We start from the raw sequence: 24,548 nt of genomic DNA, 5'->3' as shown, positions 1-24,548 counted from the left end.
AGCAACATGTATTAAAGCATCTGAAAAGGTTCTAGTTATGGGTGATGCAACTAAAAATAGCTACTTTTTTTGTTCACTCTTCCTTTCAGTGGGTTTAATAATCATTCTAAAAGATTGGTCTTTATAAATGTAATAACCTAACCAATTGTACAAGGTTCTTATCTTATTTTTAAAATTGACAAGACTCATGATGTGTACAAAAATCCAAATCAACCAAGCGCTAAAACCTTTTAAGTATTGTTTTTGATTTGGAAAATCCAATACCGCTTTGTTTCTTCCTATGATGGCCATCGCTCCTTTATCGGTGTATTGAAATGGCTTCCAATTGGTGTCTTTCCTAAGTAAGTTGTCTGCCAAATTTTTAGCCTGTTGTAACGCGGGTTGTGCTAATTGCGGATGTCCGTTGGGATACTTTTCATCACCAACAATCAAAGCACAATCGCCCAAAGCATAAATGTTATCGTAGGACTGAACAAGATTGAACCGATTTGTTTTCATGCGTCTGCCCGCCCCAAAACAGTCTTTTGAAAATCCGTCAAATGTTTTTGCCGATACGCCTGCTGCCCAAATAAGGTTTTTCGATGGAATTTCATGTCCGTTGGATAAATACACAGTTTCCCCATTAAAATCCTTCACCAAGGCATTCATGGTTAAGGTCACGCCAAAATCGGTTAATTTTTTAGAGGTGTATGCTTGGGCATTTTTAGACATGGCTGCCAACACAGAAGCCTGTCCGTCAACCAAATGAATGTCTCCCAAGTCTTGTGCTATTAATTCAGGATAGTCTTGTAAAATAATGGACGCTTTCATTTCAGATAATATGCCCGAAAGCTCCACGCCCGTTGGCCCAGCCCCTGCAATAACAAAGGTTAGGTATTTTTTCCGTTCTTCAAGGTCATGGATGCGTGTGGCACGGTCTAGTCGGGTAAGAATCACATTTCGTAGTGACAAGGCATCACTAATCGTTTTCATTGGTAAACTTTTTTCCTCAATGTTTTTGTTGCCAAAAAAGTTGGTTTCCGTACCAGTTGCCATCACCAAAATATCGTATGTCAACTCACCGTTACTTAATATCAATTTGTTCTCTTCCGGAACTACTTTTATAAGAGCGCCCAGTCTAAAACGGACGTTTTTTAATTTCCTTAAAATTTTCCGGAACGGATAACTAATGGCAGAGGGTTCCATAAAACCTGTGGATACCTGATAAATTAAAGGTGGAAAGAAATTATAGTTGTTACAGTCAACCAAAACAATCTGGTAATTGGGATAATTACCCAATCTTTTCACCAATTCCAAGCCTGCGAAACCACCGCCAACAACCACTAGCTTTTTAGTGTTTTTCATAACCATCTTGCTGTTTTTTATATAACGCAAAGGTAGTTAAATGAGGTATTTTAAATAGTGGGTTGGTTTAATAATGTTGGTTTTGTTTTTATTGGAATGGGGTGGTTTTATTTAATGTTGGATTTTTGGGTTTTGAGATTTTCTTGTGAGGCTGTTGTTAAATTGTCTAACGTGTTCGTGTATGGAAAGTTGAGTGTTTGGAGGCGAGGACTTTCCGCGAGGAAAGTTAGAAGCAAAGAGCTATGGCCGGTGTTGTACGCAGTTATTATTAATTATTAAAATTTTTCCTTTCGTTTCTTCGATAGAATTAACTGTCTAAAATACAGAGTATTTGTGGTGTCTTTTATTTCGGCCGTTTTCCACTCACTAATTTCATTTTCACTAAACTGACTTTTATAGCAATCTAGAATTTTCAAGGCTTCATTTTCTTCATCTTGAGAATATTTAATAGAAACGTTTAAATAGTCAGGATGTACGGTATTTAAACCACCAATCATTTTAAATTTTTCGCTATCAGCTTTGGTCCATCCCAGATAGTACAATGGATAAGTGCTTGCCCATTTATTGCTCAAAATGATTTCAGTAGTCATATCGCTTACCATTCGATGGTCTGAATGCCCCGTATCGCCATCTGGACCAAAAGTCAAAATAAATTCAGGGTTAATATCCTTAATTTTCTCAGTAATTTTTTCTTTGAGTAGTTTTGATTGTTTGAAATATTCAGGAATTCCTAAACTCGAATCAAAACCATCAGTAAATCCTAAAAAGACGGGTGTCTCCAGGCCAAGAAGGTTACAAGCACATCTGGTTTCATTTTTTCTTATCTCAATTAAGGAATCGACCGGAATAGCCTTTTTGGGCTGTCCATATCTGCCGTCTGTAGCAATTAAAAGATATATTTTATGCGTCTTACTATATTTTTTCAAGACGGGTGAAAATGCAGTTTCATCATCTGGGTGTGCTAAAACCACCAAAATGTTCTCTTTTTTAATGTGACTTGTTTTGAATGAAAAAAGAAAAACCATAAAAAATATAATTGAGAATAGTCTTTTCACATCTAGATTTGTTTTAATTGCATACAACTAGTTTATATGCGAAACTTTTTCTTCTTTTTTATAAATCAACCAAACTTAGCCTTTTCTTACAACAAATCCAAGCACTGACTTACTATTTTAGAATGTCATTTTCCTAGGTTTTATCGATGGTCTTGTACGTCGAAGCTATCCGTCATTGCGAAGGAGGCACTAATGCGGCAATCTGTTTGTTGCGTCATTGCGAGGAGGTACGACTAAGCAATCTTTTTAATGGTAGTTCTGCATCATGAGATTGCTTCGTGCCTCGCAATGACGTTGGTGAGATTGCTTCGTGCCTCGCAATGACGTTGCCGTAGAGAATTAGTTTACTCCACCCATTGTTCGTACAAAGCCCCATTTTTAAAAAATACACCAAACCTGTCCTCGAACAAGACACCAACAAAACCCTCTTTGTTATATTGATAGAGGGTGTTGCTAAGCAAGAATGATACAACCTTTTCCCTAAATCATGTAACTGTTTTTCAGCATAATAGCTTGAAATTTGTTATTAACGGACGTTTACACCTTAAAATGAGATACCATGGATACAAAAGAACTGGAAAAATTACCAAGCAAAGATGGAGCGATTGATAAAGGCGATGCCCATATTATTGTGGAGTTAATAGAATATGAACATGATTCTGTGGTAAGTAAGTCCATCATGAAAAAAGCAACTGGTTCTATAAATGCGCTCTCTTTTGCCAGTGGCGAAGGACTAAATGAGCGGACGTCTCCTTACGATACTTACGTACAACTTATTGATGGCAGCGCCATTATTGAGATTGATGGTAAGGCATCTACACTTCAAACGGGTGATGGCATTTTGATACCCGCCGATAAACCTAGTCATATTAAACCTAACGGACGTTTTAAATTAATCTTAACCGTTATAAAAAGTGGCTATGAATAAAACAAAGTATGTTCAACTTTATGTGAGGCGTTGTTTAGTGGTTTATTGCCACTAAGGGCAGACTTTAAAACATACAACTGGCTGTGCTTTTAGGTTAGTTTACTTCTTTTTATGTCTTGTATGATGTCTTGGGTTACCAACACTAAATTGTCTTCAATTTGTTTAGAAAGCACGTCCAAATCGTTAAAGTTTGGATTTTCAATTAACACAGTCTCGAGAATGGCATATTGGGGTTTGGTTGTTCTGTGTTCATTCCACTTAGTTGTTTTAAAATAGTGCCAGTATTTTTCTTGGATGGGAATCGTTTGTCCTAAAAGCCAAACTTCAAATTGCATTTTCGAATGATTTAATACAAGTCCCATTTTCAGTTTTCTCTTTTTTAAGAAATCGTTGGAGTAATAAAAATAGGTATAATCCATATAACCTTGGAATAGGCTTCCAAATGAATAGCTTTCAGAAAGATTCTTGGAAAGCGTTGTGCCAAGTCGCGTTACATACTTTACAAGTGCTGTATAGGCTTCTTGAATGTCGCCCTTTTTCAGCTGTTCTTTATATATATCTACGTAATGATTTAAATCTTTCATTATGCAAAATCCTGGTTCATTAGTTTACTTTATGGTTCTATCTTGCACGTTAAATACGGTTCCTGCCGGATCTTGAATCCAGTGCATGTTTTTTGGAAGTTCTTCAATGTCGTCGCAAGTCTCCACACCATTTGTTTGTAAATACAGTGTTGCTTCTTCTATATCAGGAACGGTAAGTTGTAACCACGTTTCGGAATGGGTGTAGTTGTCCACACAGTCCAACCAAAGAATATTATTGCCGAATGTCACTTCATGGGTTCTTGAAACGGTTGGATTATCTATGGGTTTTTCTTCGACTTTCAGCTTTAAAATATCCCTGTAAAAAGCAATTGTTTGTTCGTATTTGTGTTTAGGTATTTTTATGGCGATGTTAATGCCTGCTTCAAATTTTGGGTTCATTGTTTTTAGTTTTTCAAGTTGCTTTTTTCTTTTTTAATACAAACCAAACATAGCCCTTTCCTACAAAACATCCAAACAATTTCTGTTTTTCGCAAATCAGTTTATTTGGTTTTTTCGCTGTTTTGCAACTTGGTATTCGCCTAGCTTAAAGTATGTAATAGGCATATTTGTCAATCATCTTCTTATTTCAATTGTGTTAATAACCTATTGTTTTTGAGGTACTTATTAAATAGATAAAGCACGTACATTTTATAAAGTAGTCTTAATTTGGCGGTTAAACTTAAAAACAAATAGATATGAAAAATGGGATCAAAATTTTACTGAGCATGTTTGCTTTATTAGCAATTTCATGTGGCAATTCAACCAAACAGGCGGGAACAGAGGGGGCGTCAGATACCTCTTACACGAGAGATGCTCAAGAAATTGATAATTTGAACGGGGAGGATAATATCAATAGCGGTAGTAGTGCTATGAATACTGAGGCAACAAATAGCTCCCTACAAGATCGAGGTCTTACTCAAGAAGAACAAGAAGCATATGATAAACAAAGGAATGCGCAAATGTATACGTCTTTAAATATGACAGAGGAACAAATTGGGAAATATGAAACCGAAACACGTATGTCCATGGATGCATGGAAGCAAGATAATCCTCAAAAAATGATGGCCATAGAAGATAGAATGAAACATCAAAGCGATCATTTGAAAACCATTCTAAATGAGTCACAGTTTATAAGCTATGGGCAATGGACCACTTCCAATCCCTATAGAAATTAATTTATTCATAAATCAAAAAAAGAGCCCTTTGTACCTAGTGTATAAAGGGTTTTTTAATTTATAGTAGACGTTTGCGAGCCTCTGTATTGGTTGAAGTTTGTCAATTTGGGCTATCAGAATAAAAAAGCCGCAGAAAAATAGTCTTCCACGGCTTTAAAAACACACTAACATAATAAAATCAACTCTCACATCTGGTCTATAGAAGATTTGGAATTTCTATTTACAAGATACCATCAAACTATAAAATAGTTGTTGGCAATCCTGGTACCTAACATTATAATTTTTGAAACGCATTGTCATACAAGGTATTTTTAAGCCTTTGGTATTTTTCAAGATGGTATTGAAAACTTTTTCGAAGTTGTTCGTACTCTCTTAAATAAGCAATATCACATTGTATATCATCACATTCCGTTACTTTTGTATAGGTGTTGGAATATGATAGAACGGTCTCTAAAAGTTGTTTATTGGCTTTTTTACGTTTAGAAAATAGCATTAAAATGTTCTTTGGAATCTCATTGCCATGAATAGATTGCGCATATAAATTCAACAGTTTATCTATTTCATTATCTATGTATTGCAGCTGATTTGCCCAGCCTTTTAGTTCTATAAAGTTGTATTTGTGTAACACATCTACATCGGAGTCGTGATTTTCAATTTTTTCCATTAGTAGTATATTAAATTTTTTTCTTGTGCTTGTTGATTAACATCAATCACCTTTAGTTCTATCTCTCCCGTTGGGAATTCCCAATGTACAATATCATTTACGGAATACCCAAACAAAGCGGCTCCCATGGGTGTAAGTATGGAAACCTTATTGTTTTTTATATCTTTCTCTGAAGGTTGAACAATCTGAATGGTTTTTTCCCATTTATTATCAGACGTTACGGTTACGATACTATTTAAGCGTACCACATCTTGGGGCATGTCTTCTTCGTCCAGAATGTGCGCCGTTTTTAACTCTTCTGTAAATTTTCTCAATGATTTTTGAATTTCATGATCCCCTACATATCCAGAAATGTTGAGTATGCGCTTAATATATACATACTCCTTTTTTTCTAACATTAAATTTCCGTATTTCATTTTTTCATTATTTATGGGAAAATCCCGCGTTGTACATAAGCTTTTTCAATTCTTGTGATGGCAATGCAATAGGCCGCTGTTCGCATATCTATGCCTTCATTTTTGGCATATTCATGAACTTTATCAAAGGAATTTTTTAATTTCTTTTCCAGTTTATCCATAACCTCGTCTATATGCCACATTTCACCACTTCGGTTTTGTAGCCACTCAAAATAGCTAGCAATAACACCTCCCGAATTACATAAAATATCAGGTATGATGGTAATTCCTTTGGCTAAAAGAATTTTTTCGCCTTCTATATCTGTAGGTCCGTTGGCGCCTTCAGCTACTAATCTTGCCTTAATTTTTGGTGCGGTTTCTTTTGTTATTTGATTCCCGAGGGCTGCTGGAATACAAATATCACAGTCCACGCCAAAGAAATCATCCTTGTCTATAATGGATGCTTCTGGAAAACCTGCAATGTTTCCTTTGTTGGATGTGCTATAGTTATATAGCTTTTCTACCTGAATTCCTTCAGGGTTATAGAGGCTTCCAAAAACATCTTGAACCGCTACTAGTTTAGCGCCTTCTTGTTCTAAAAAGTAAGCCGCCCAATATCCAACATTACCGAAACCTTGTACAATAAAGCGCTTTCCTTTTAGTGTCTCATGGTTACCATGTAGCCAGAATTTAATACTCAAATACACACCGAACCCTGTTGCTCTATCACGGCCTTCCAATCCGCCACTTTCTACAGGTTTACCTGTTACAACGTGTTGGTTTGCCGAACGTTCGGCTGGTGGTCTGGTACTCATATAGGTATCAGCAATCCAAGCCATGGTTTGGCTGTTCGTATTAAGATCGGGTGCAGGAATATCATGCTCTGGTCCTATATTGTCAGCCAAGGCAAACGTGAATCTTCTCGTAATACGTTCCAATTCACCTTGCGAATATTTTGAAGGATCTAATTGGATACCACCTTTACCACCACCATAGGGCAAACCGGCAAGCGACGTTTTCCAGGTCATCCACATAGCAAGGGCTCTTGCTGCATCAATATCAACCGTGGGATGGTAACGTAAACCGCCTTTATAAGGGCCTAATGCGTTATTATGTTGCACACGATACCCTCTAAATATCTCAACGTCCCCATTATCCATTTTTACTGGAAAATGAATGACGAGTTCATTGTTGGTGATGCTTAAAATCTTACGGATGTTTGGGTTTAAATGGATGTGATTGGCTGCACGGTTAAATTGCTCCATCACATTATCCATCATCCCTCTTTTTAACACATTTTTTGTCTTAGAATTTAATTCTTCTGTCATTATTTCCATGATGCTGTTCTTATATTTTTTAATACTTCTAAAGTCTGTTCCAACTAATGTTGGTTATATGTAACTCAGTAGTTTACTTTTTTATCCTTACCGTTGTTTAATAATGAATTTTATTAATAATGTATCTGTTGATAATCTATGTTTTGATTTATATCCATTTTGTTGGATACCATAGGTTTTACTATCAATTCATCATATTCACTGCATGCCCATACCAGACTTTTTTGCTTGGTAAGCACACAAGTCGTTACATGCATACAGGAGGGGCATATATTAAATTGATTTGTCTTCATAGGTATAATTGTTTTTCTACAATAAGACAATATATATGCCAGTGCGTGCCATAAAAAGCCCAAACACAGTAAACCCCTTTAAACACAAGGGGTTTAAGGGTTTTATGATTGTAAATAAAAAGTAGAGGAGTGGTACATATTTACCCAGCTGGGGCAAAATGTTCCAAAAATGCTATTATAATTTAGTTAGTTTATTCTGAAAGCTTTTGACGAATGGTCTTTCTGTCAATTCCAAGAATTTCAGCAGCTTTGGTTTTATTGTTATTGGTACTATTCAAGACCTTTTGGATGTACCGTTTTTCCATGTCCTTCAGCGACATGAGTTTTTCACTTGAAAATTCAATAGTATGCTTTAGGGCGTGGGGAAGATGTTCTACGTCTATTATTTTATCGCACATGATTACGGCACGTTGAATCACGTTTTCCAATTCCCGGATGTTTCCAGGCCAATCGTAGCGTTGCAGTATATTTAATGCTTCCGGACTTATCTTCACAAAGCGGTCTTTGTATTCTACGCCGTATTTAAATAGAAACTTATCTACCAACAACGGAATATCTTCTTTGCGTTCCCTTAACGGTGCTACATGGATTTCCACAACGGTAAGTCGATAATACAAATCCTCCCTAAATGTTTGTTTTTTTATTAGGTCCCTTAAGTTGCTATTGGTGGCTGCAATAATACGTACATCTACTTTTTCGGTTTTTTGGGAACCTACTTTGACAACCTCTTTTTCCTGTAAAACACGTAATAATCTGGATTGAACCGCTAAGGACGCATTGCCAATTTCATCCAAGAAAATGGTGCCTCCATGGGCGGCCTGAAAATAACCATCCCTATTGGTATCCGCTCCTGTAAATGCGCCTTTAACATAGCCAAAGAGTTCAGCTTCCAATAGGTTTTCGGGAATGCCTCCACAATTCACCGAAATAAACGGAGCTCTGGCATATTTACCTTGATAATGAATGGCACGTGCCACTAATTCTTTACCAGTACCACTTTCGCCATTTATAAAAACAGTGGCTTTGTTGTCCTTTACCCGTTCAATAATTTGAATGACTTTATCAATCTTTTGGGAAGCGCCTATAATGTCCCCGTATGCTTTTTTATCTTCTGGCTGAATGATGGTTTTAGAGTGTTTTTCACTTTTGGACAAACTATTATCCATAGCAGCCTTTAGCTCTTCTTTTGTAAAAGGTTTTGTAAGATAGTGTACATTAGATTTTATGGCCGCTAACGAATCCTGTATGGATGGGTACCCTGTAACCACTAATTTAGGAAGTTTGGGGTAATGTTCAGAAACAAATTTAATGAGTTCAAACCCATCTATCTCTGGCATTTTTAAATCCGTAATCAGTAAATCAATAGACGTGTCCCTTAAAATAGCAACCGCTTCTTTTACCGAAACAGCTTTATAGGTATGATAGTTCCATGATTGCAAATGACGATGTAATAACTCCAAAATATGGATATCATCATCTACAACCAATATATTTTCTTTTCGGAACTGCATCATGGTTATTTTGGTAATGTGACTGTAAAGGTAGAGCCTTTAAGCGGATTATTCTTTACTAAAATAGTACCCTTATGACTCATAACAATACCATGAACTACGCTTAAACCCAAGCCCGAACCTTCTCCAACAGGCTTTGTACTGTAAAAAGGTTGAAATACTTTTTCTAAAGCCTCATCACTTAACCCAGTGCCTTCATCAGAAATTTTAATGATGACGGCCTTTTTATTTTGTGAGGCCGATATGGTTACCAATCCGTTTTCTGGTGAAAAGTAGATCGCATTGATTAATAAATTAAAAATTATTTGGGTCAATTGAACCGAATCTGCCCGCAACATGATGACGTCGTCATCAATCGTAGCAATGTATTTAACTTGGTTTTTTCGAAACGTTAACTCCAACAAATTCATCGCATTTTTTATGATGGGCACAATGTTTACACGTTTCATTTCCTGCGGCATTTCACAAGCAAAAAACATTAGTTTTTTAACAACTTCTCGAGAATAAATAGCACTATTAATGATTTTATCTAAATCGGCTACCGACGCTTCATCTGTCTTTAGTTTTGACTTTAACAATTCTGAAAAGCCTAAAATATTAGCAAGCGGAGTATTTAGTTCGTGGGCGATACCAGCTGTTAGTTCACCTAAAATAGCCAATCTGTCGGCTTTCTCCATTTGGCGTTTTAAGGCTATTTCATTATTCCTGATTTCAATACGTTCTAATAAATCACCAATTTTTAATGCCACATTATTAATTAAAAGTTGTTCTTCTTTTAAAAAAACAAATGGGGTATTTACGTCTTCTTTATACGTCACATAAATGCAGCCATTTTTTTTATTAAAAACCAAAATATCACTATGTATGGAAACGGCTTCCGTTTTATCTAAAACTTGACTGATGGCATCTTGCGTGTCAATAATGACTTCCATCTGCTCAGGAAACTGAAAGGCCTCTTTCAAACAGGAAGCGATCGCCTTTAATGTATTGTCAATACTTTCAGCATGAGCCATTGAAATTATGGACGACACTTTATAAAGACAGGTTAATTCCTTAATACGCTCTTTTAATGCCGTTTCGGTTGAATTCATGATACTGTATTTAATTGATAAACCTTTGTGTTATTTGGAAACCTCGGGCTTTATGAAAATAATCAAAAAATTATCATTGTAGCGAAACTTTCATCAATTTTTTAAATATGTCTAAACACATAATTATATAATGGTTCCTTTTAATCCTAATTTATATTGATGGTCACAATGATTATTGGCATTAATAATTAGGATTCATTTTAACTACCTGGAATTTAAGAATATATTAACTGTCTATGATATATAATTTTTTATGTTTGCAGTTAATCTTCTAGGTTTGCTATGGTATTTAGAAATTTTAAAAATAGTAGTAGTTTTCTAAAAAGTAGTAAGGCTTTTGGCTATTGTTTTACAAGTCAAAAAATCTTTCAAATCCATAAATTGAAAATCATCTTCCCGGCTTTATAAGCACGACGAGGGTGCTTCATACAGTCCGATAATCTTAATACTTATTATAACTATATCAATCGTGAGAACTATTGATAGATGCCTCGTGGTTTAAGGTTTGGTCTGCAATACATTGTAATCATATATAACATTAAATTTTATAAGTTATGGCAAGAGGAAAAACTTTAAAAGCTCCTAAAGTTGACTTAAAAACTAAGAAACAGGAGAAAATTAAAATGAAACTGGAAGCTCAGCAAACTAGAAAACGCAAATAGACCTATTTGCAAACCAAAGTAAGATTAACTTAATATAATAATGTAGAAACCCTGAAGTTTAAGTTTTAAGCTTCGGGGTTTTTTATCACATTTAATTATTTTAATTCTTGAGCCGTGAAACCCTGAAACACAAATCCCTGCATTAATTATTGTGAATGACTATATAACACCATAGACCATGACAAAAGAAACCAAAGCAAAAGTATTCTCAAACGGCCTAAGAAATACTCAGTTTTTTGGTTAATATTTAGCTTGTAAAGTTGTTCTTAGGGTGAAAAAAAAATGTGCCATTTGAACAAAGCAAATGACACACTTTTATTAACTAAATATATAAACTAACTAAAATTTTAATTATTACCAACCAGGTGTTTGGCTTATACTATTATTGTTCCTATTAAGTTCATTTGTCTCAATGGGTAGTAAATACATTTCTGGCAAAAATGTTCTCTCTAGTAGTAAAATAGGTGTATACGTTTTTGTACTACCATCTAGAATAATATCCATACCATAAATGGGCCTACTTTCAATATCCTCGGCAATTTTCCATCTTCTAACATCCCAATATCTATGCTCTTCAAACGCTAATTCTATTCTACGCTCGTTGTATATCCTTTGTCTTAATTCCTCCCCTGTAACGGTATCTGGAATTTCAGGCATATTTACCGTAGGTCTTGCTCTAACCATTGAAACATAGTCTCTAGCCGTGTCTTCATCACCAAGTTCAAATTTAGCTTCAGCATAGTTTAGGTAAATTTCACCCAAACGGAAGAATATCCATGGGTTGGTATAGTTATATTGCCAACTAATGTCAGTATTATCATCTGGCATAAACTTTCTCATTTGATAATTTGAACGGGGGTTGTCACTGCTGTTTTTGTAGGAATCATATCCATATGTGCTACCATTGGGAGATACCCACATTTCAAAAGTGTCTCCGTGATATATGCTAGCATCATGAATGATTGAAGCCTCTAAACGGGGGTCTCTATTAGCATAAGGATTTTGAGGGTCATAACCCGATGTTGGGTTGATGGTTTTCGTGTATGAAGCACCAGAGCCAGAATAGATAAAGGGAGGCTCACCATTAGTCATATCATAATCATCTACTAAGTTTTGAGAAGGTCCATTGCTGGACCACCATCCACCGTAAGCTCCATAACGGCGCCCTAAATTGTGCATAGGGGCTTGGTGAAAATTAGTGACTGAAAACTGCCTAGTAAATATTAGTTCATTGTTTGCAGAACCGCTCGGTTGGTTAAACAAAGTAGTGTAATCTGGATGTAATGAGTAGCTAGTTAACAAGTCCTCAGCGGCATCTGCAGCTTTTTGCCATTTTGTTAAATCATTGGATGGGTTCCAAAGCGGTGAAGCTGCATATAAAAACATACGGGATTTTAATGCTTTACAAGCATCTGCAGTAGCTCTACCAAAATTACCATCCGTTGAGGCATATTTGGCAGGTAAATCTGGAATAGCAGCATTTAAATCATTCTCTATGAATGTTAGGCATTCATCAAAAGTGTTTCTTGTAAAGCTAAACTCATCACCTAAATTATAGGTTTTATCTATAATAGGTACACCTCCAAATCTTTTAATAAATTCAAAATAAATAAAAGCTCTCAAAAATTTTGCTTCGGCAATTAACTGGTCTTTATTGCTAAACTCTAAAGTGCTAATTTCCATTTGCTCAAGGAAAAGGTTTATTTTTCTTAGATAGGAAAAACCCGTATTCCAAAAATAAACATTACCGCCTCCAGTCCAATGGTTGTTTGCTACACTGCCAACATTGTCGGCATTCATATTGCCTCTAGGTATGTTGCCAATATCCCATGAGATACTGTTGAAAGCTTCATCTGTTGCTTTAGACTGCATGTGTATTTTATACCCATGCTGTAAAACATTATATAATTCGGTATGGTATGCCGTTGTAAGTTTGGCATCACTCCATACTGAAGCTTCGCTAATTCGATCAATTGGCGTGAGGTCAAGAATGTCATCACTACATGAATAACATGCAAAAAACACTGTGATTAATAAAATTAATTTTTTCATTTTTCTGCTTTTTTTAAAATTTAACATTAACACCTAAGTTTATAGTTCTTAGTTGAGGATAAACCAATGCGGTTGTACCTTCAGGGTCAGACCATTTCTTTTCTTTAGCCCAAGTAAGTAGATTGAATCCACTAGCGTAGAAACGAACACCAGTAACACCGGTTGACTCAATTAATTTATTTGGTAACGTCCAACCCAATTCCATACTTTTCAACCTAACAAAAGTAGCGTCATATAAAAAGAATGTATTGGCTCCAGGAGACCAACTATCTGCTCTAGGCATAGTACCATTGGGATTGCCCGGAGTCCAACGATTAGCAGCTCTTGAAACAAAACCATTACTGAAATCTGCATTTCCTAAATTGGCAAAATCACCATCATAGGTATAAGCATTAGTTTGTCCTTGAAAGAAAAGATTTAAGTCTATGTTACGCCATTCAAAATTCATGCTCATACCAAATACAATTTCAGGAGTCGCCGTTTTATCAAACCTAAATTGATCATCTTGGTTAATAACGCCATCGCCATTATAATCAACAATTTTAACGTCTCCAAGTTGGGTGCCATTTTGATGCGGATATGCATCCAATTCTTCTTGGTTATTGAATATACCATCAGCTTGATAATATAAACCGGCACCTACTGGATGGCCTTCCACACTTTTCCATAGTGCGTTAGGATTTGGCGTTTCATCCAAAAACACAACATTACTCCTTACATAACCCATATTTGCTGAAACACTATATGTTAAATCTTTAATGGTGTTTCTGTGGTTTAATATAATTTCAAAACCTTTATTGTCAACCTTTCCAATATTTTCAGGTGGTAAGCCAGGAAACCCTAAAATGCTTGGTATGGAAAGATTTCTAGCTGTTAAAATTTCAGTTCTTTTTTCCATGAAATAGGTAAAATCAAATCCTAACAATCCATTCCAAAGAGAGCCAGATAATCCAACGTCTGTTTTCCGACTCACTTCCCAAGTTACATTGGGATTGGGTAACACATTTGATGTTACACCAGGTGCATCACTGCTGCCAAACACATAATTGCCTCCTAAAGAAAATAATTGTAAATATTGAAATTGCCCTATACGGTCGTTACCAACTTCTCCATAGGTTGCTCTCACTTTTAAGTTACTAACAAATGGAAGCGCCTCTTGAATGAATTTCTCTTGAGATAAAACCCATCCACCTTGAATAGCAGGGAAGAAGCCGTAACGTTTACCTTCAGGGAAATTTTGAGAACCTTCATAGCGGAAAGAAAACTCAAATAAGTATTTGGATTGAAAATCATAATTAAAACGACCAAAATAATTATTTCGAGCCGTAGCCGTAGCATTACCACTATTATTTTTATCGTCTGGATCAGTGCTTCCCGCATTGATTTGGTGAATGGCCGGGCTTACAAAATTTCTACGGTAGGCTTCGGCAAAAGAAGAGGTATTTTGTTGAGTTTCTTGACCAACCATAGCCGCTAAATGATGATCTCCAAATGTATTATCATAAGAAAACCTATAGTTAAACAATTTAGTTGTATATCTGGTATATCTATCCCAAAGTTCTACAGTTGAAGCCCCAGTACCTTGTTTTAAATCATATTCTTGCGTATTAACATTATACTCATGATACGTATAGGGTAAACTAAGTCTTTTTTGAAATACATGGCTTAAATCGTAATTGTATGAAGCATCAATACTTAATCCTTTTACAAAAGGTACCTTATAAGCAAGTGTAAATGTAGAATAGATAGGCTCATCATAAGTTTTGTCATAACCTCTTTGGTCTAATAACAGAGGGCTTTCACCAAATCTACCAGGTGCAATCAATCCGTTTGGATACTTAGCCACTAACAACGGACTAGCTTGTAATAAGTTTACGAAATTAACATTATTTGGAATGTTTGTGTATTCTTTTTTTGAAAAGATGCCACTTATATTTGCACCTATACTAAGATTTTCATTAACATCTACATCAATTTTTCCTCTAAAATTAAATTGTTTATAATCAGTAGGATTGTATTTGAAATCTCCATCTTGAGTGATGGCGCCAAAAGTAAGCAAATATCTAACAGCTTCCGATCCACCGGTTACTTGCATATTGAGGCGTTGTTGAAGAGAGTAATCCTTCAATACTTCACCCATCCAATCTGTGTTTGGAAATAAAATTGGATCTGAACCATCAGCGTATTTTTGAATATCACTATCAGAATAAAAAGGAGTATAGCCACTAGCGGGTCTGCCGGCTCTATAAAAGGCACCTTCGTTATAAACTTGAGCATAAGTTGGTGCATCAAGCATATTAGGAATTTGTGCTGGACGGTTAAAAGCACTATTATAAGACACACTAAATTCTGGTTTTCCTATTTTGCCCTTTTTAGTAGTTACCAGAATAACGCCATTTCCACCACGTGCACCATAAATAGCGGCAGAGGCATCTTTTAAAACAGAGATACTTTCAATGTCTTCTGGATTTAATCTTCCTATTAAACTACGTTCTACACCATCTATAATTATGAGAGGTGAATTGTTACCGGTTGTTCCATTACCACGAATTAAAATGTTGGCGTCATCTCTACCAGGTTCACCAGAACGTTGTACGGCAACTAAACCAGGTAATCTACCTTGAAGTGTTGCCGTAACGTTGGGATTTGGTGATTTTGTTAGTTCTTCACCATCTACATCCACCACAGATCCCGTAAGGGTTATTTTTTTCTGAGTTCCATATCCAACGACTATGGTTTCTTCAAGACTCATAGCGTCCCCTGCCAATACTATGTCAATTGTTGATCTATTATTAATATTTATAGTTTGAGTTGTATAGCCTATATAACTTATTATTAGTTGGCCATTGTTGGGGGCTGAAATGGTAAAATTTCCATCAAAATCGGTTGTTGTTCCTGTTGACGTCCCAGAAACAATTATAGTAGCACCAAGTAATGGTTCACCAAATTCATCTTTTACGGTTCCAGAAACTTGAAATTGTGGAGGTTCTGTACTAAGGACCGGTTCTGAAATTTTTTCTGGAACCGATGTTTCAGAATAAGAGAGGACTATTTGTTTTTCAACGACCTCATATTTGGTATTTGTGTTAGTGAATAATAAATTTAATATGATATTAATGGGTTGTTTTTTTACTTTTATGTTCGTCAACCTGGTAACATCAAGTTTTTTTGGATTGTAAAGAAATCTGAATTCAGTAGTGCTTTCTATTTCGTCAATGACACTAGCTAAAGTCGCGCCTTTCATGTCTAGAGAGATTTTTGTGTTTTGGCCATACGTACTGCTAGCTTGTACTTGTAGTAGAGCCATGATTAGAAACAGAAAAAAAAGATTGATTTTTAATTTAAAATTAGGAATAGAACAATAGTCAATTCCGTTAGGATTGATTTTTTTCATAATTAGTTAAATTTGTTTTAGTTTAGTTTGATTTTAATTATTTTAATAATCGAAAAATGTGGCTTTTATCGAGTATTATTTTGGCTTGAGTTTTTTTATCATAGGCAAATTATTATTTAGTTATTGTTATAGTAGTTCCTTCATAGGTATAATTAAATGCAGTATAAGTTTGAAACGTTTTCAAAATTTGATTTAGATTCTCAGTTTCAAATGTGCCAGTTAAATATTCTTTATCTAGGGCTGCATAGGTATTGTTGATTGAAACGTTAAAGTGGCGTTCCAGTTTTTTAAGAATCAAATCAAACCTGTCTTCAACAAAAAACAGCTTTCCCTCAGTCCAAGCAGTATACTTTAGAATATTAACTTGTTCTACGTTAATATTGTTTTCATCAAAATAAGCACGTTGACCAGGTTTAATACTGATAGCCTTATTTAGGTTATAATTTTCTGAAGCGTTGTAAACATGAATAGCTCCAGAAACCAAAACAGAGGATGTGTTGTCCTCATTTTTATAACTTGATACATTGAATTTTGTTCCAAGAACACGGGTGTTCATTTTCTCAGTAATAACGGTAAAAGGATGTGCCGCATCTTTTTTTACTTCAAAATAAGCTTCTCCATCCAAATAGACATCTCTGTTTAGTTTATCAATAAATTTTACAGGGTAGCGCAATGAAGATCCAGAATTAAGAAATACATGCGTGCCATCAGATAGTACTATTTGGAATTTTTTTCCGTAAGGAATCGTTAATTTATTGTAAACAAGTTTTTGTTCCTCATGATGGACTTCGTTAGAATATAATAGAAGATTTTGTTCTTGACTCACTATTTTTTCGCCTTTTGAATCGGTAATTATTTCTGAGTTAGTTTCGTTAAGGGTTTTAATACTGCCATCTTCTAATTCTAAAGTTATAAGAGGAGCCGTATTTAATATAGGTGTTTCACTTTGCTTTGTGATTATATAAAAGCCTACGTATGATATTGATAGAGAGATTAATACAGCGGCAACAAATTTAAACCAGTTAATGTTTAAAATCTTTGCAGGCTGGTTTTTGGGTTGACCCAAAAGTTTTTTTATTTTAGAGTAAGTTTGTATTGAACTTGGTTCTTGCAAAGCAGCATAAGTGTCTCTAAGGTCCCGTAAATAAGCCTCAAACGCTTCTTTGTTTTTTTTGTCTTTTAACAAAAATTGTAACTCTTCTTCCTCTTCAGGAGTTAGGGAATCACTTAAAAATTTATCGTAAAAATTATACATATACGTTTTTAAAAAAATGTAATGGTTGGTATATGTTTACGTATGGGTTTTTAAAATCCCGTAATTTTTTTAACAAAAAATTTTAGTTTGGCGGGTTTTAGTGATACAGAAAATGATTTTATAGGTGTCTTTTATTACTATTTGTTTTTTTAAGGCAAAAAAAGTATCACTAGTGGTCAAATATTAGGAAGTAACACCTTTTGATAATTTGTACTATTGTGAAGGAGATCTTGTTGATTAAAGACTATCAAAGCAAATATTGTACAGACGTGAAGGTAAAATGTGTTGAAAATAAACGATTTGAGTTTTCTATGGATTCGTCAATGGATAGCGAAAAATTGGTTACGGCTTTAAAGCATGGTGATGAATTGGCGTTTGAGTTTTTATTTAATCGCTACTACAAATCTTTAGTGGCATTTATTACAACTTATACAAGAAGCACTGAACTATCTGAAGACATCGTACAGCAAAGTTTTATTTTATTATGGAACAAAAAAGAGGATTTGCAACTTAAAAGATCTCCCAAAAATTATTTGTATACCATAGCCTATAACCAATTTGTAGACCACCATAGAAAATCTATACGCAAGAATGATTTTTTAGAAGAATTGAGGTATGAGTTTTTACAAAATTCAATTGAAGAGAATGATGAGCTTTTAGAAAAACGGATTAATAAGCTAAAAACAATAATAGAAAAGTTACCGCCAAAATGTAAAAGGATACTTATTATGAGCAAGCAAGAAGGGCTTAAATATAAAGAAATTGCAGATAAACTGGATATTTCCCCTAGGACGGTGGAAGAACAAGTTCGTATTGCATTCAAAAAAATAAGAAAAGCATTTGAAGAAGATAACCTATTTTTGTTCTTTATGTTCAAAAAATAGAAGTATTTTTCGCGTATTGCAAAGCGCTGTTTTTTAGTGTTAATTTTAAGTAAAAACCTTTATGAAACTTCATTTTTTAGATAGAAGTTGTTTAGATAATACTTCTTTTAGTACTCAGGTTAATAAAATGCCTTATTTTTTAAAAATATGGCATTACCACCCAGAGCTAGAACTTGCTCTTAATTTAGAAAGTGAGGGTACCCGTTTTATAGGTGATAGCATAGAAAAATTCGAACCTGGTGAGCTCATTTTAATTGGAGAAAACTTGCCACACATGTGGTTGAATGATGAAAAATATTTTAAAAAGGACTCTAACCTTTTGGCAAGAAATATAGGGGTTCACTTCAAAAAAAACTATTTAGGAAACACCTTTTTTTCAACCCCAGAAATGTCACATCTTTTGGAACTTTTTAACAGGGCTCAATATGGGATTAAATTTTTGGGGGTAGACCAAGAATTAATTGATGAGATTCAAGAAATGGCCAGCTTGGAAGGTTTTAATAAATCTGTAAAGTTTTTAATAATTCTAGATAAATTGGCAAGGCATAAAGAGTATAAGTTTTTGGCTAGCCAAGGATATATTAATTCATTTAAGATAAACGAAAACGAGACTCTAGATAAAGTATATGCTTATATATTTAAAAATTTCAATAAGGCAATTACTTTGCAAAATGTCGCAGAAATAGCGCATATGAATGCCTCTGCCTTTAGTAGGTTTTTTAAACGGGTAAACAATAAAACATTTTCTCAATATGTTGCCGAAATTAGAATTGGATATGCCTGTAAACTATTAATTGAAAACAAATATAACATCACCGAAATTTGCTACGAATCAGGGTTTAACAATATTTCTAATTTCAACCGAAAATTCAAGTTAATTAAAAACTGTACGCCTTCAATGTATACCAAGCAGCATAAAAAGTAGAGGGTATATTTTCTAGAAAACTTTACTCATATAGTATACATTCTGCTCGATGAGTATAATTTCGATCTAGCAGTGTTTTTATAGCGGTCCCATTTCAACAAAATGCCTAAAAGCTTTTTGGTTTGAAATAGATTTTAAATATGGCATTATAACCAAGTGTTAATAAATTACTAGTAAGGTTTAAAACAAAAAAACTACTTTTACAGTATTAAAAGAATTATTGATTATGGCAGAACCTATTGAAAAAGTAAAATGTTTAATTATTGGGTCTGGACCTGCAGGTTACACAGCAGCAATTTATGCAGCGAGAGCTAATATGGCTCCTGTTTTATACCAAGGGACACAACCAGGAGGACAATTAACAACCACCAATGAAGTTGAGAATTTCCCTGGCTATCCAACAGGGATTACCGGACCGGAAATGATGATGGAATTACAAAAACAAGCAGAGCGATTTGAAACCGATGTGCGACATGGTTGGATAACTAAAGTTGATTTTTCAGGTGATATCCATAAAGTTTGGGTGAATGATGAAAAAGAAATTCATTCTGAAACCATTATCATTGCAACAGGCGCTTCAGCAAAATATTTAGGATTGGAATCTGAACAAAAATATTTGAAATTAGGAGGCGGCGTATCTGCTTGTGCTGTGTGCGACGGTTTCTTTTATAGAAATCAAGAAGTCGTTATTGTTGGGGCGGGCGATTCAGCTTGTGAGGAAGCCCATTATCTATCCAAACTTTGTAAAAAAGTAACCATGATTGTAAGACGTGATGAATTCAGGGCTTCTAAAATCATGGCAGACCGTGTTAAGAAAACACCTAATATTGAGATATTGTTTAATACGGAAACGGATGAGGTTTTGGGTGACGGACAAGTAGTCACAGGTGTTAGGGTGTTTAATAATATAACTAATGAAAAACACGAAATTCCAGCAACTGGGTTTTTTGTTGCCATAGGACATAAGCCTAATACCGATATTTTTAAGGACTATTTAGAATTAGACGAAACGGGTTATATCATTAATGTTCCGGGAACATCAAAAACCAATATTGAAGGGGTATTTGTTTCGGGTGATGCAGCAGACCATGTGTATAGACAAGCAGTTACTGCAGCGGGCACGGGCTGTATGGCAGCTTTAGATGCGGAACGTTATTTAGCGGCGAAAGATTCTACTTTTGAAGTATCTACATCTACTTACAATTAATAATTGTATTAATTGTAAGTAGAATATGCCTTAAAGTATTTAGTATTTATAGAACCTAGTGAGCCCTAAAGAGCAAATTTAATCAAATACAAAATTGTAAGTTAGGGCAAATAGGGGACTATTCATTATAGTTAGTTCATAAGAACCTAGAGGGCTTCCAAGAAAAATATGGGAATTCACATCACCAGTTCGTTGTGTATAATAAACATTATATGAATTCTTTCTGGCGTATAGATTGTAAATGGTAAATGTCCAATCACCTACCCAGCGTCTATTTAATTTTTTGCTATACTTTACTTTCCAAGATAGATCAAGACGGTGATAAGGTTTTAAACGCGCATTATTACGTTCTAAGAATATAGGTATGTCAATGCCTTCTAAATCGAAATAACCATTGGCGACAGAGTATGGGCGACCAGTTTGGGCGGTAAAATTGAAACTCCAAGTATTGTATTTATCACTTTCAATATTTATGGTGCCGTTAAAAACATGGGGCCTATCAAAATCTGAAGGATGCCATTGGTTGTTGTTAATTCTATCACTTAATTTTAAGCTGTTTGTTTTCATAAAGCTCCTAGACCACGTATAGTTAAGCCAACCATTAACTGGTCCATTAGGTTTTTTTAAACTAAATTCCACACCATAGGCTTTGCCTTGAGCTTGCACAATATCGCGCTCTAAAAATTCCTCTAAAAAGAAATCGGCTCCTGGTTTGTAAGTTAAATTGTTTTGAATGTCTCTATAATAGCCTTCAACACCAAGTTCTAAATTATTGTCATCTAAATTTTGATATACACCAAAGCTGTAGGTATCGCTTTTTTGAGGATCTATATTTGGATCCGATGTTTTCCAACGTGAGGTTGGCAAGGGCGTGGTAGAATTATAAATATTTTGTAGGTACTGGTTCAAACGAGCGTAGCTAGCTTTAACCGAAGTGTTTTCTCCTAGTTTTAAATTCGCACCCAATCGAGGTTCTATAGAATTGAATGTTTTAATCTTTTCACCTTTGCCAAATTCGGTAATGTTGGTGATTTCTTCTGTACTTTCATCAAAAGTGGCTTGGGTATAAGGGCCGACAAAAGAAAAATTATTCAATCGCAGTCCACCAGATAGCGCTAGTTGCTCAAAAGGACTCCAATTAACATTGGTGTAAGCCGATAACTCGTAACTTGTTTCATCATCTAAAGTAACTGGTAGAATGCTGTTACCGTTACCAGGGTCTAGTTTGCCAGGTTTAATTTTATATCTGTTGCCTTGTATGCCTACGTAATAATTTAACTTATCATTTATTCTTTTAGAGTATTCAGAAAAGAGACTTAAAAAATTAATTTGAGATTCATACTCAATGACATTACTATTCTCACTTTCAGGAAATAATGTTTTTGGAGTATATCTACTATGCAATAAAACAGTTCTTATACTTGAATCATCAGTAAATGAGTGCGTCCAGTTAAGCGTGTTGTTGAAGGTTTTAAAATCGTATTGATTGCTTTTGGCATTGATATTCTCAATTTGGGAAATCAAATCAAGTTGGTAAAAATCCTTGCTGTAAAAATTTGTAAACGAAATTTGGTCTTTGTCCGTTGGTAAATAAAGTAACTTTATGGTATGATCATAAAACCGAGCTTTCGTGTTTTCAAGCCGTTTCGAAACAATGGGCAATAAAAAGTCAGTAAATCCAGCTCTTGTACCAGCATATAAAAAAAGCTTATCCTTAATTAAGGGTGCTTCAACAGATAATCTGCTGGAAACAAGTCCGATGCCACCACTTAATTTTAACTTATCAACGTAAGGGTTTTTTACCTTAACATCTAGTACAGAAGTAATTCTTCCTCCATAACGTGCAGGTATATTGGCGCGATAAAGGTCGGTTGAGGCAATGGCTTCTGGTGTAAATATGGAGAATAAACCAAATAAGTGGGTAGGATTAAATACTGGGGCATAATCGTATAGCAAAAGGTTTTGGTCTAGTGAGCCACCTCGAACCGATAAGCCATTGCTAACTTCTCCAGCATTATTTACCCCAGGTAAAAGTGTCATGCTTCTTAATAAGTCTACTTCTCCTATGGCTGCGGGCATTTTATTAAGTTCTACAGCCGTCATTTGTACGGCACCCATTTGTGGAGATTCCAAACGTTCGCTAACCCGTTTAGCCCTTAGCACAACCTCCGATAGTTGTTGTTCTTCATCGGCAAGTGTTAAACGCAATCTTTTGTCTTGGTCGAGTGTAACTTCTCTTTCCGCTGTTTTGAAGCCAATGAAAGAGACTTTTACTAAATACGTATTTTTGGGTAAATTAATTGAAAATTCCCCATTAGTATCTGTAACACCGCCACATGCACAAGGCGTGATTATTATTTGAGCATTATCAATAGGCCTATTATCAGCTTCACTTAGTATCTGGAAAGATAGTTTGTATTCTTGAGCTGAAAGTAGCTGAGTTGTAAACAAAAAAACTATTATTACAAACCAGCTTCGGATTTGGTTAATCTGTAATGATATCATTCTATCCATCCTTCTGGTTCGGTTGAGGTTCTATATTTACTTTCTTCACATGGAGCCACTAAAAGTATATCCACTGGTAAGCCTGGATCGCCTTGATTTTCTGAAACAGTCTTTAGTTGGGTACCCACAACTTGGTCTTCTATCATGGTGCGGTCTATCATAATCTGTTTTGTAGTGGCTGATGAAGCCGTAAACCTTCCTAAAACGTATTCATTTGAATCTTCTGGGTTGTACATGTTACCAATAAGTGCAGCTGGTAAAGGTGCGTTAAATCCACCATTGTTATCAATTAAATCCTTGATTGTTCGATAATATTCATATGCTTTAGGAGTAAGTGAAAACTGCTGTAATTCCACAAGAATTTTTGATTTTCTAGTTAAATACACGTTTGCTACAGGTAGGGATGAGGTTGTGGCTCCGTTGGAGAACTCATCTGAAAAAATATGGATTTTATTCCCAAATTCTATTTGCCAACAATCAGATTCGCACCAATAAGTATAGTACTCCCTATATCCGAGGAAAAATGGATCAAACGGAATACAATTGTCTCTAAAGTAACCTCTTTCACAAATTTTACAAATTTGAGCTTTATCATAGGTTTTAAAACGCCAATAATAATAATTGGTTTGGTTTTCGGGATCATCAAAAGTTACAGATACTTCGTGTCCCGGAGCGTATTTTTTATAATCTTCAACAAACTCCAATTGTTTATCATATCTAACATTAATTTCCTTTATGGGAACGGATGGATTTATAGTTTCAATTTCGGATAGATATTGTTTTCCATTGGGCAAATTCACTTCTAAAAACCAATTTTCACCTAATTCTCCTTTAAAATTAGGATCGGGGATGTATTGCGAGTTATCTTCAAACAAAGGAATTTTTTCTGCAGAATTTGCATTTACAAAATAGACATTAGCTCCGCTGACAAAGATATTTCTATAGTACACAGCTACATCTGATTCTGTTATTGTTACAAATGATGACCCCTCGGTAGTTCCCACAAAGCCTTCAATATAAATCAATCCCTCAATAAATTGGTATTCTGGACTAACTGGATTTGTACAGGTTAATAATGTAAACGATAGTGTAAGTACGATGATTTTGTGGAATAAAATTGGTTTAGTGGGCATACATTTACAAGGATGAATCGATTCTCAAATATAGAAAATGAGAATAAGATCCTGTACGTATTATCTGTTAAAAATTAAAAAGATTGTTTTTTTGTTTTGAAAAACAAGATAAGTATCGGTTTATTCTAGAAAAGCTATAGAAATTAGAATTTTA

General features: G+C 34.9%; 20 protein-coding genes. 5 read left to right on the top strand and 15 right to left on the bottom strand.

What is annotated here, in order from left to right:
* Positions 1 to 60 precede the first annotated feature (60 nt).
* Together CDH49_RS08115 and CDH49_RS08105 are read right to left on the bottom strand one after the other, a co-directional pair.
* A complete protein-coding gene (locus CDH49_RS08115) occupies positions 61 to 1,344 on the bottom strand; it encodes an NAD(P)/FAD-dependent oxidoreductase (RefSeq protein WP_100615235.1) in 1,284 nt (427 codons plus the stop codon).
* 275 nt (positions 1,345 to 1,619) lie between these two features.
* A complete protein-coding gene (locus CDH49_RS08105; RefSeq protein ID WP_157805285.1) occupies positions 1,620 to 2,399 on the bottom strand; it encodes a PIG-L deacetylase family protein in 780 nt (259 codons plus the stop codon).
* A gap of 559 nt (positions 2,400 to 2,958) precedes the next feature.
* Between CDH49_RS08105 and CDH49_RS08100 the strand changes: the two genes are divergently transcribed.
* On the top strand, positions 2,959 to 3,327 hold the full coding sequence (locus tag CDH49_RS08100) for a cupin domain-containing protein (protein ID WP_100615010.1): 369 nt from the start codon (positions 2,959 to 2,961) through the stop codon (positions 3,325 to 3,327).
* An 89-nt stretch (positions 3,328 to 3,416) separates the two neighbouring features.
* On the opposite strand, the gene CDH49_RS08095 is transcribed toward CDH49_RS08100, so the two are convergent.
* Both CDH49_RS08095 and CDH49_RS08090 read right to left on the bottom strand, forming a co-directional pair.
* Positions 3,417 to 3,911: a DUF7000 family protein gene (locus CDH49_RS08095; RefSeq protein ID WP_193434724.1), complete on the bottom strand. Its 495-nt coding sequence runs from the start codon at positions 3,909 to 3,911 to the stop codon at positions 3,417 to 3,419.
* A gap of 24 nt (positions 3,912 to 3,935) precedes the next feature.
* Complete coding sequence (locus CDH49_RS08090) at positions 3,936 to 4,310, bottom strand: VOC family protein (RefSeq protein ID WP_100615008.1); 375 nt, start codon at positions 4,308 to 4,310, stop codon at positions 3,936 to 3,938.
* A 296-nt stretch (positions 4,311 to 4,606) separates the two neighbouring features.
* On the opposite strand from CDH49_RS08090, the gene CDH49_RS08085 reads away from it, so the two are divergent.
* Complete coding sequence (locus tag CDH49_RS08085; RefSeq protein WP_100615007.1) at positions 4,607 to 5,086, top strand: hypothetical protein; 480 nt, start codon at positions 4,607 to 4,609, stop codon at positions 5,084 to 5,086.
* A 274-nt stretch (positions 5,087 to 5,360) separates the two neighbouring features.
* On the opposite strand, the gene CDH49_RS08080 is transcribed toward CDH49_RS08085, so the two are convergent.
* The 9 genes from CDH49_RS08080 to CDH49_RS08045 all read right to left on the bottom strand — a co-directional run bounded on the left by CDH49_RS08080 (position 5,361) and on the right by CDH49_RS08045 (position 17,740).
* Complete coding sequence (locus tag CDH49_RS08080) at positions 5,361 to 5,750, bottom strand: hypothetical protein (RefSeq protein WP_100615006.1); 390 nt, start codon at positions 5,748 to 5,750, stop codon at positions 5,361 to 5,363.
* Positions 5,750 to 6,166, bottom strand: a complete 417-nt coding sequence (locus tag CDH49_RS08075) for a GreA/GreB family elongation factor (protein ID WP_100615005.1) — start codon at positions 6,164 to 6,166, stop codon at positions 5,750 to 5,752. Before CDH49_RS08075 ends, CDH49_RS08080 begins: the two co-directional genes overlap by 1 nt.
* An 11-nt stretch (positions 6,167 to 6,177) precedes the next feature.
* Positions 6,178 to 7,482 (bottom strand): Glu/Leu/Phe/Val family dehydrogenase, encoded by a 1,305-nt coding sequence (locus CDH49_RS08070; RefSeq protein ID WP_100615004.1) that lies wholly within the window; start codon positions 7,480 to 7,482, stop codon positions 6,178 to 6,180.
* Positions 7,483 to 7,595: 113 nt separating this feature from the next.
* The gene (locus tag CDH49_RS15625) at positions 7,596 to 7,775 is read right to left on the bottom strand and encodes a hypothetical protein (RefSeq protein ID WP_157805284.1); all 180 of its coding nucleotides are present in this window, start codon (positions 7,773 to 7,775) and stop codon (positions 7,596 to 7,598) included.
* A 191-nt stretch (positions 7,776 to 7,966) separates the two neighbouring features.
* Entirely contained in the window at positions 7,967 to 9,286 is a 1,320-nt protein-coding gene (locus tag CDH49_RS08065; protein ID WP_100615234.1) for a sigma-54-dependent transcriptional regulator, read from the bottom strand.
* 5 nt (positions 9,287 to 9,291) lie between these two features.
* The gene (locus CDH49_RS08060) at positions 9,292 to 10,377 is read right to left on the bottom strand and encodes a sensor histidine kinase (RefSeq protein WP_100615003.1); all 1,086 of its coding nucleotides are present in this window, start codon (positions 10,375 to 10,377) and stop codon (positions 9,292 to 9,294) included.
* Positions 10,378 to 11,393: 1,016 nt separating this feature from the next.
* Complete coding sequence (locus CDH49_RS08055) at positions 11,394 to 13,091, bottom strand: RagB/SusD family nutrient uptake outer membrane protein (protein ID WP_100615233.1); 1,698 nt, start codon at positions 13,089 to 13,091, stop codon at positions 11,394 to 11,396.
* A 13-nt stretch (positions 13,092 to 13,104) separates the two neighbouring features.
* Positions 13,105 to 16,485 carry a TonB-dependent receptor gene (locus tag CDH49_RS08050; protein WP_204524809.1) on the bottom strand — a complete coding sequence of 1,127 codons (3,381 nt, stop codon included), beginning with the start codon at positions 16,483 to 16,485 and terminating at the stop codon, positions 13,105 to 13,107.
* 112 nt (positions 16,486 to 16,597) lie between these two features.
* A complete protein-coding gene (locus CDH49_RS08045) occupies positions 16,598 to 17,740 on the bottom strand; it encodes a FecR family protein (RefSeq protein ID WP_100615002.1) in 1,143 nt (380 codons plus the stop codon).
* Between the two features lie 218 nt (positions 17,741 to 17,958).
* On the opposite strand from CDH49_RS08045, the gene CDH49_RS08040 reads away from it, so the two are divergent.
* The 3 genes from CDH49_RS08040 to trxB all read left to right on the top strand — a co-directional run bounded on the left by CDH49_RS08040 (position 17,959) and on the right by trxB (position 20,756).
* Positions 17,959 to 18,624, top strand: a complete 666-nt coding sequence (locus tag CDH49_RS08040; protein WP_239970618.1) for an RNA polymerase sigma factor — start codon at positions 17,959 to 17,961, stop codon at positions 18,622 to 18,624.
* Positions 18,625 to 18,685: 61 nt separating this feature from the next.
* The gene (locus CDH49_RS08035) at positions 18,686 to 19,549 is read left to right on the top strand and encodes an AraC family transcriptional regulator (RefSeq protein ID WP_100615000.1); all 864 of its coding nucleotides are present in this window, start codon (positions 18,686 to 18,688) and stop codon (positions 19,547 to 19,549) included.
* A gap of 226 nt (positions 19,550 to 19,775) precedes the next feature.
* The gene (gene trxB, locus CDH49_RS08030) at positions 19,776 to 20,756 is read left to right on the top strand and encodes a thioredoxin-disulfide reductase (protein WP_100614999.1); all 981 of its coding nucleotides are present in this window, start codon (positions 19,776 to 19,778) and stop codon (positions 20,754 to 20,756) included.
* Positions 20,757 to 20,834: 78 nt separating this feature from the next.
* Here trxB and CDH49_RS08025 read toward each other — a convergent pair whose 3' ends face one another.
* Positions 20,835 to 23,207 carry a TonB-dependent receptor gene (locus tag CDH49_RS08025; RefSeq protein WP_239970617.1) on the bottom strand — a complete coding sequence of 791 codons (2,373 nt, stop codon included), beginning with the start codon at positions 23,205 to 23,207 and terminating at the stop codon, positions 20,835 to 20,837.
* A gap of 50 nt (positions 23,208 to 23,257) precedes the next feature.
* The gene (locus tag CDH49_RS08020; protein ID WP_100614997.1) at positions 23,258 to 24,394 is read right to left on the bottom strand and encodes a DUF4249 domain-containing protein; all 1,137 of its coding nucleotides are present in this window, start codon (positions 24,392 to 24,394) and stop codon (positions 23,258 to 23,260) included.
* Positions 24,395 to 24,548 lie beyond the last annotated feature (154 nt).

This window comes from Confluentibacter citreus (genome assembly GCF_002807055.1).
In the GTDB taxonomy this organism is placed as follows: Bacteria; Bacteroidota; Bacteroidia; order Flavobacteriales; family Flavobacteriaceae; genus Confluentibacter; species Confluentibacter citreus.
Note: the sequence above shows the minus strand (reverse complement) of the source record. Positions and strands in the feature narration are given on the sequence as shown.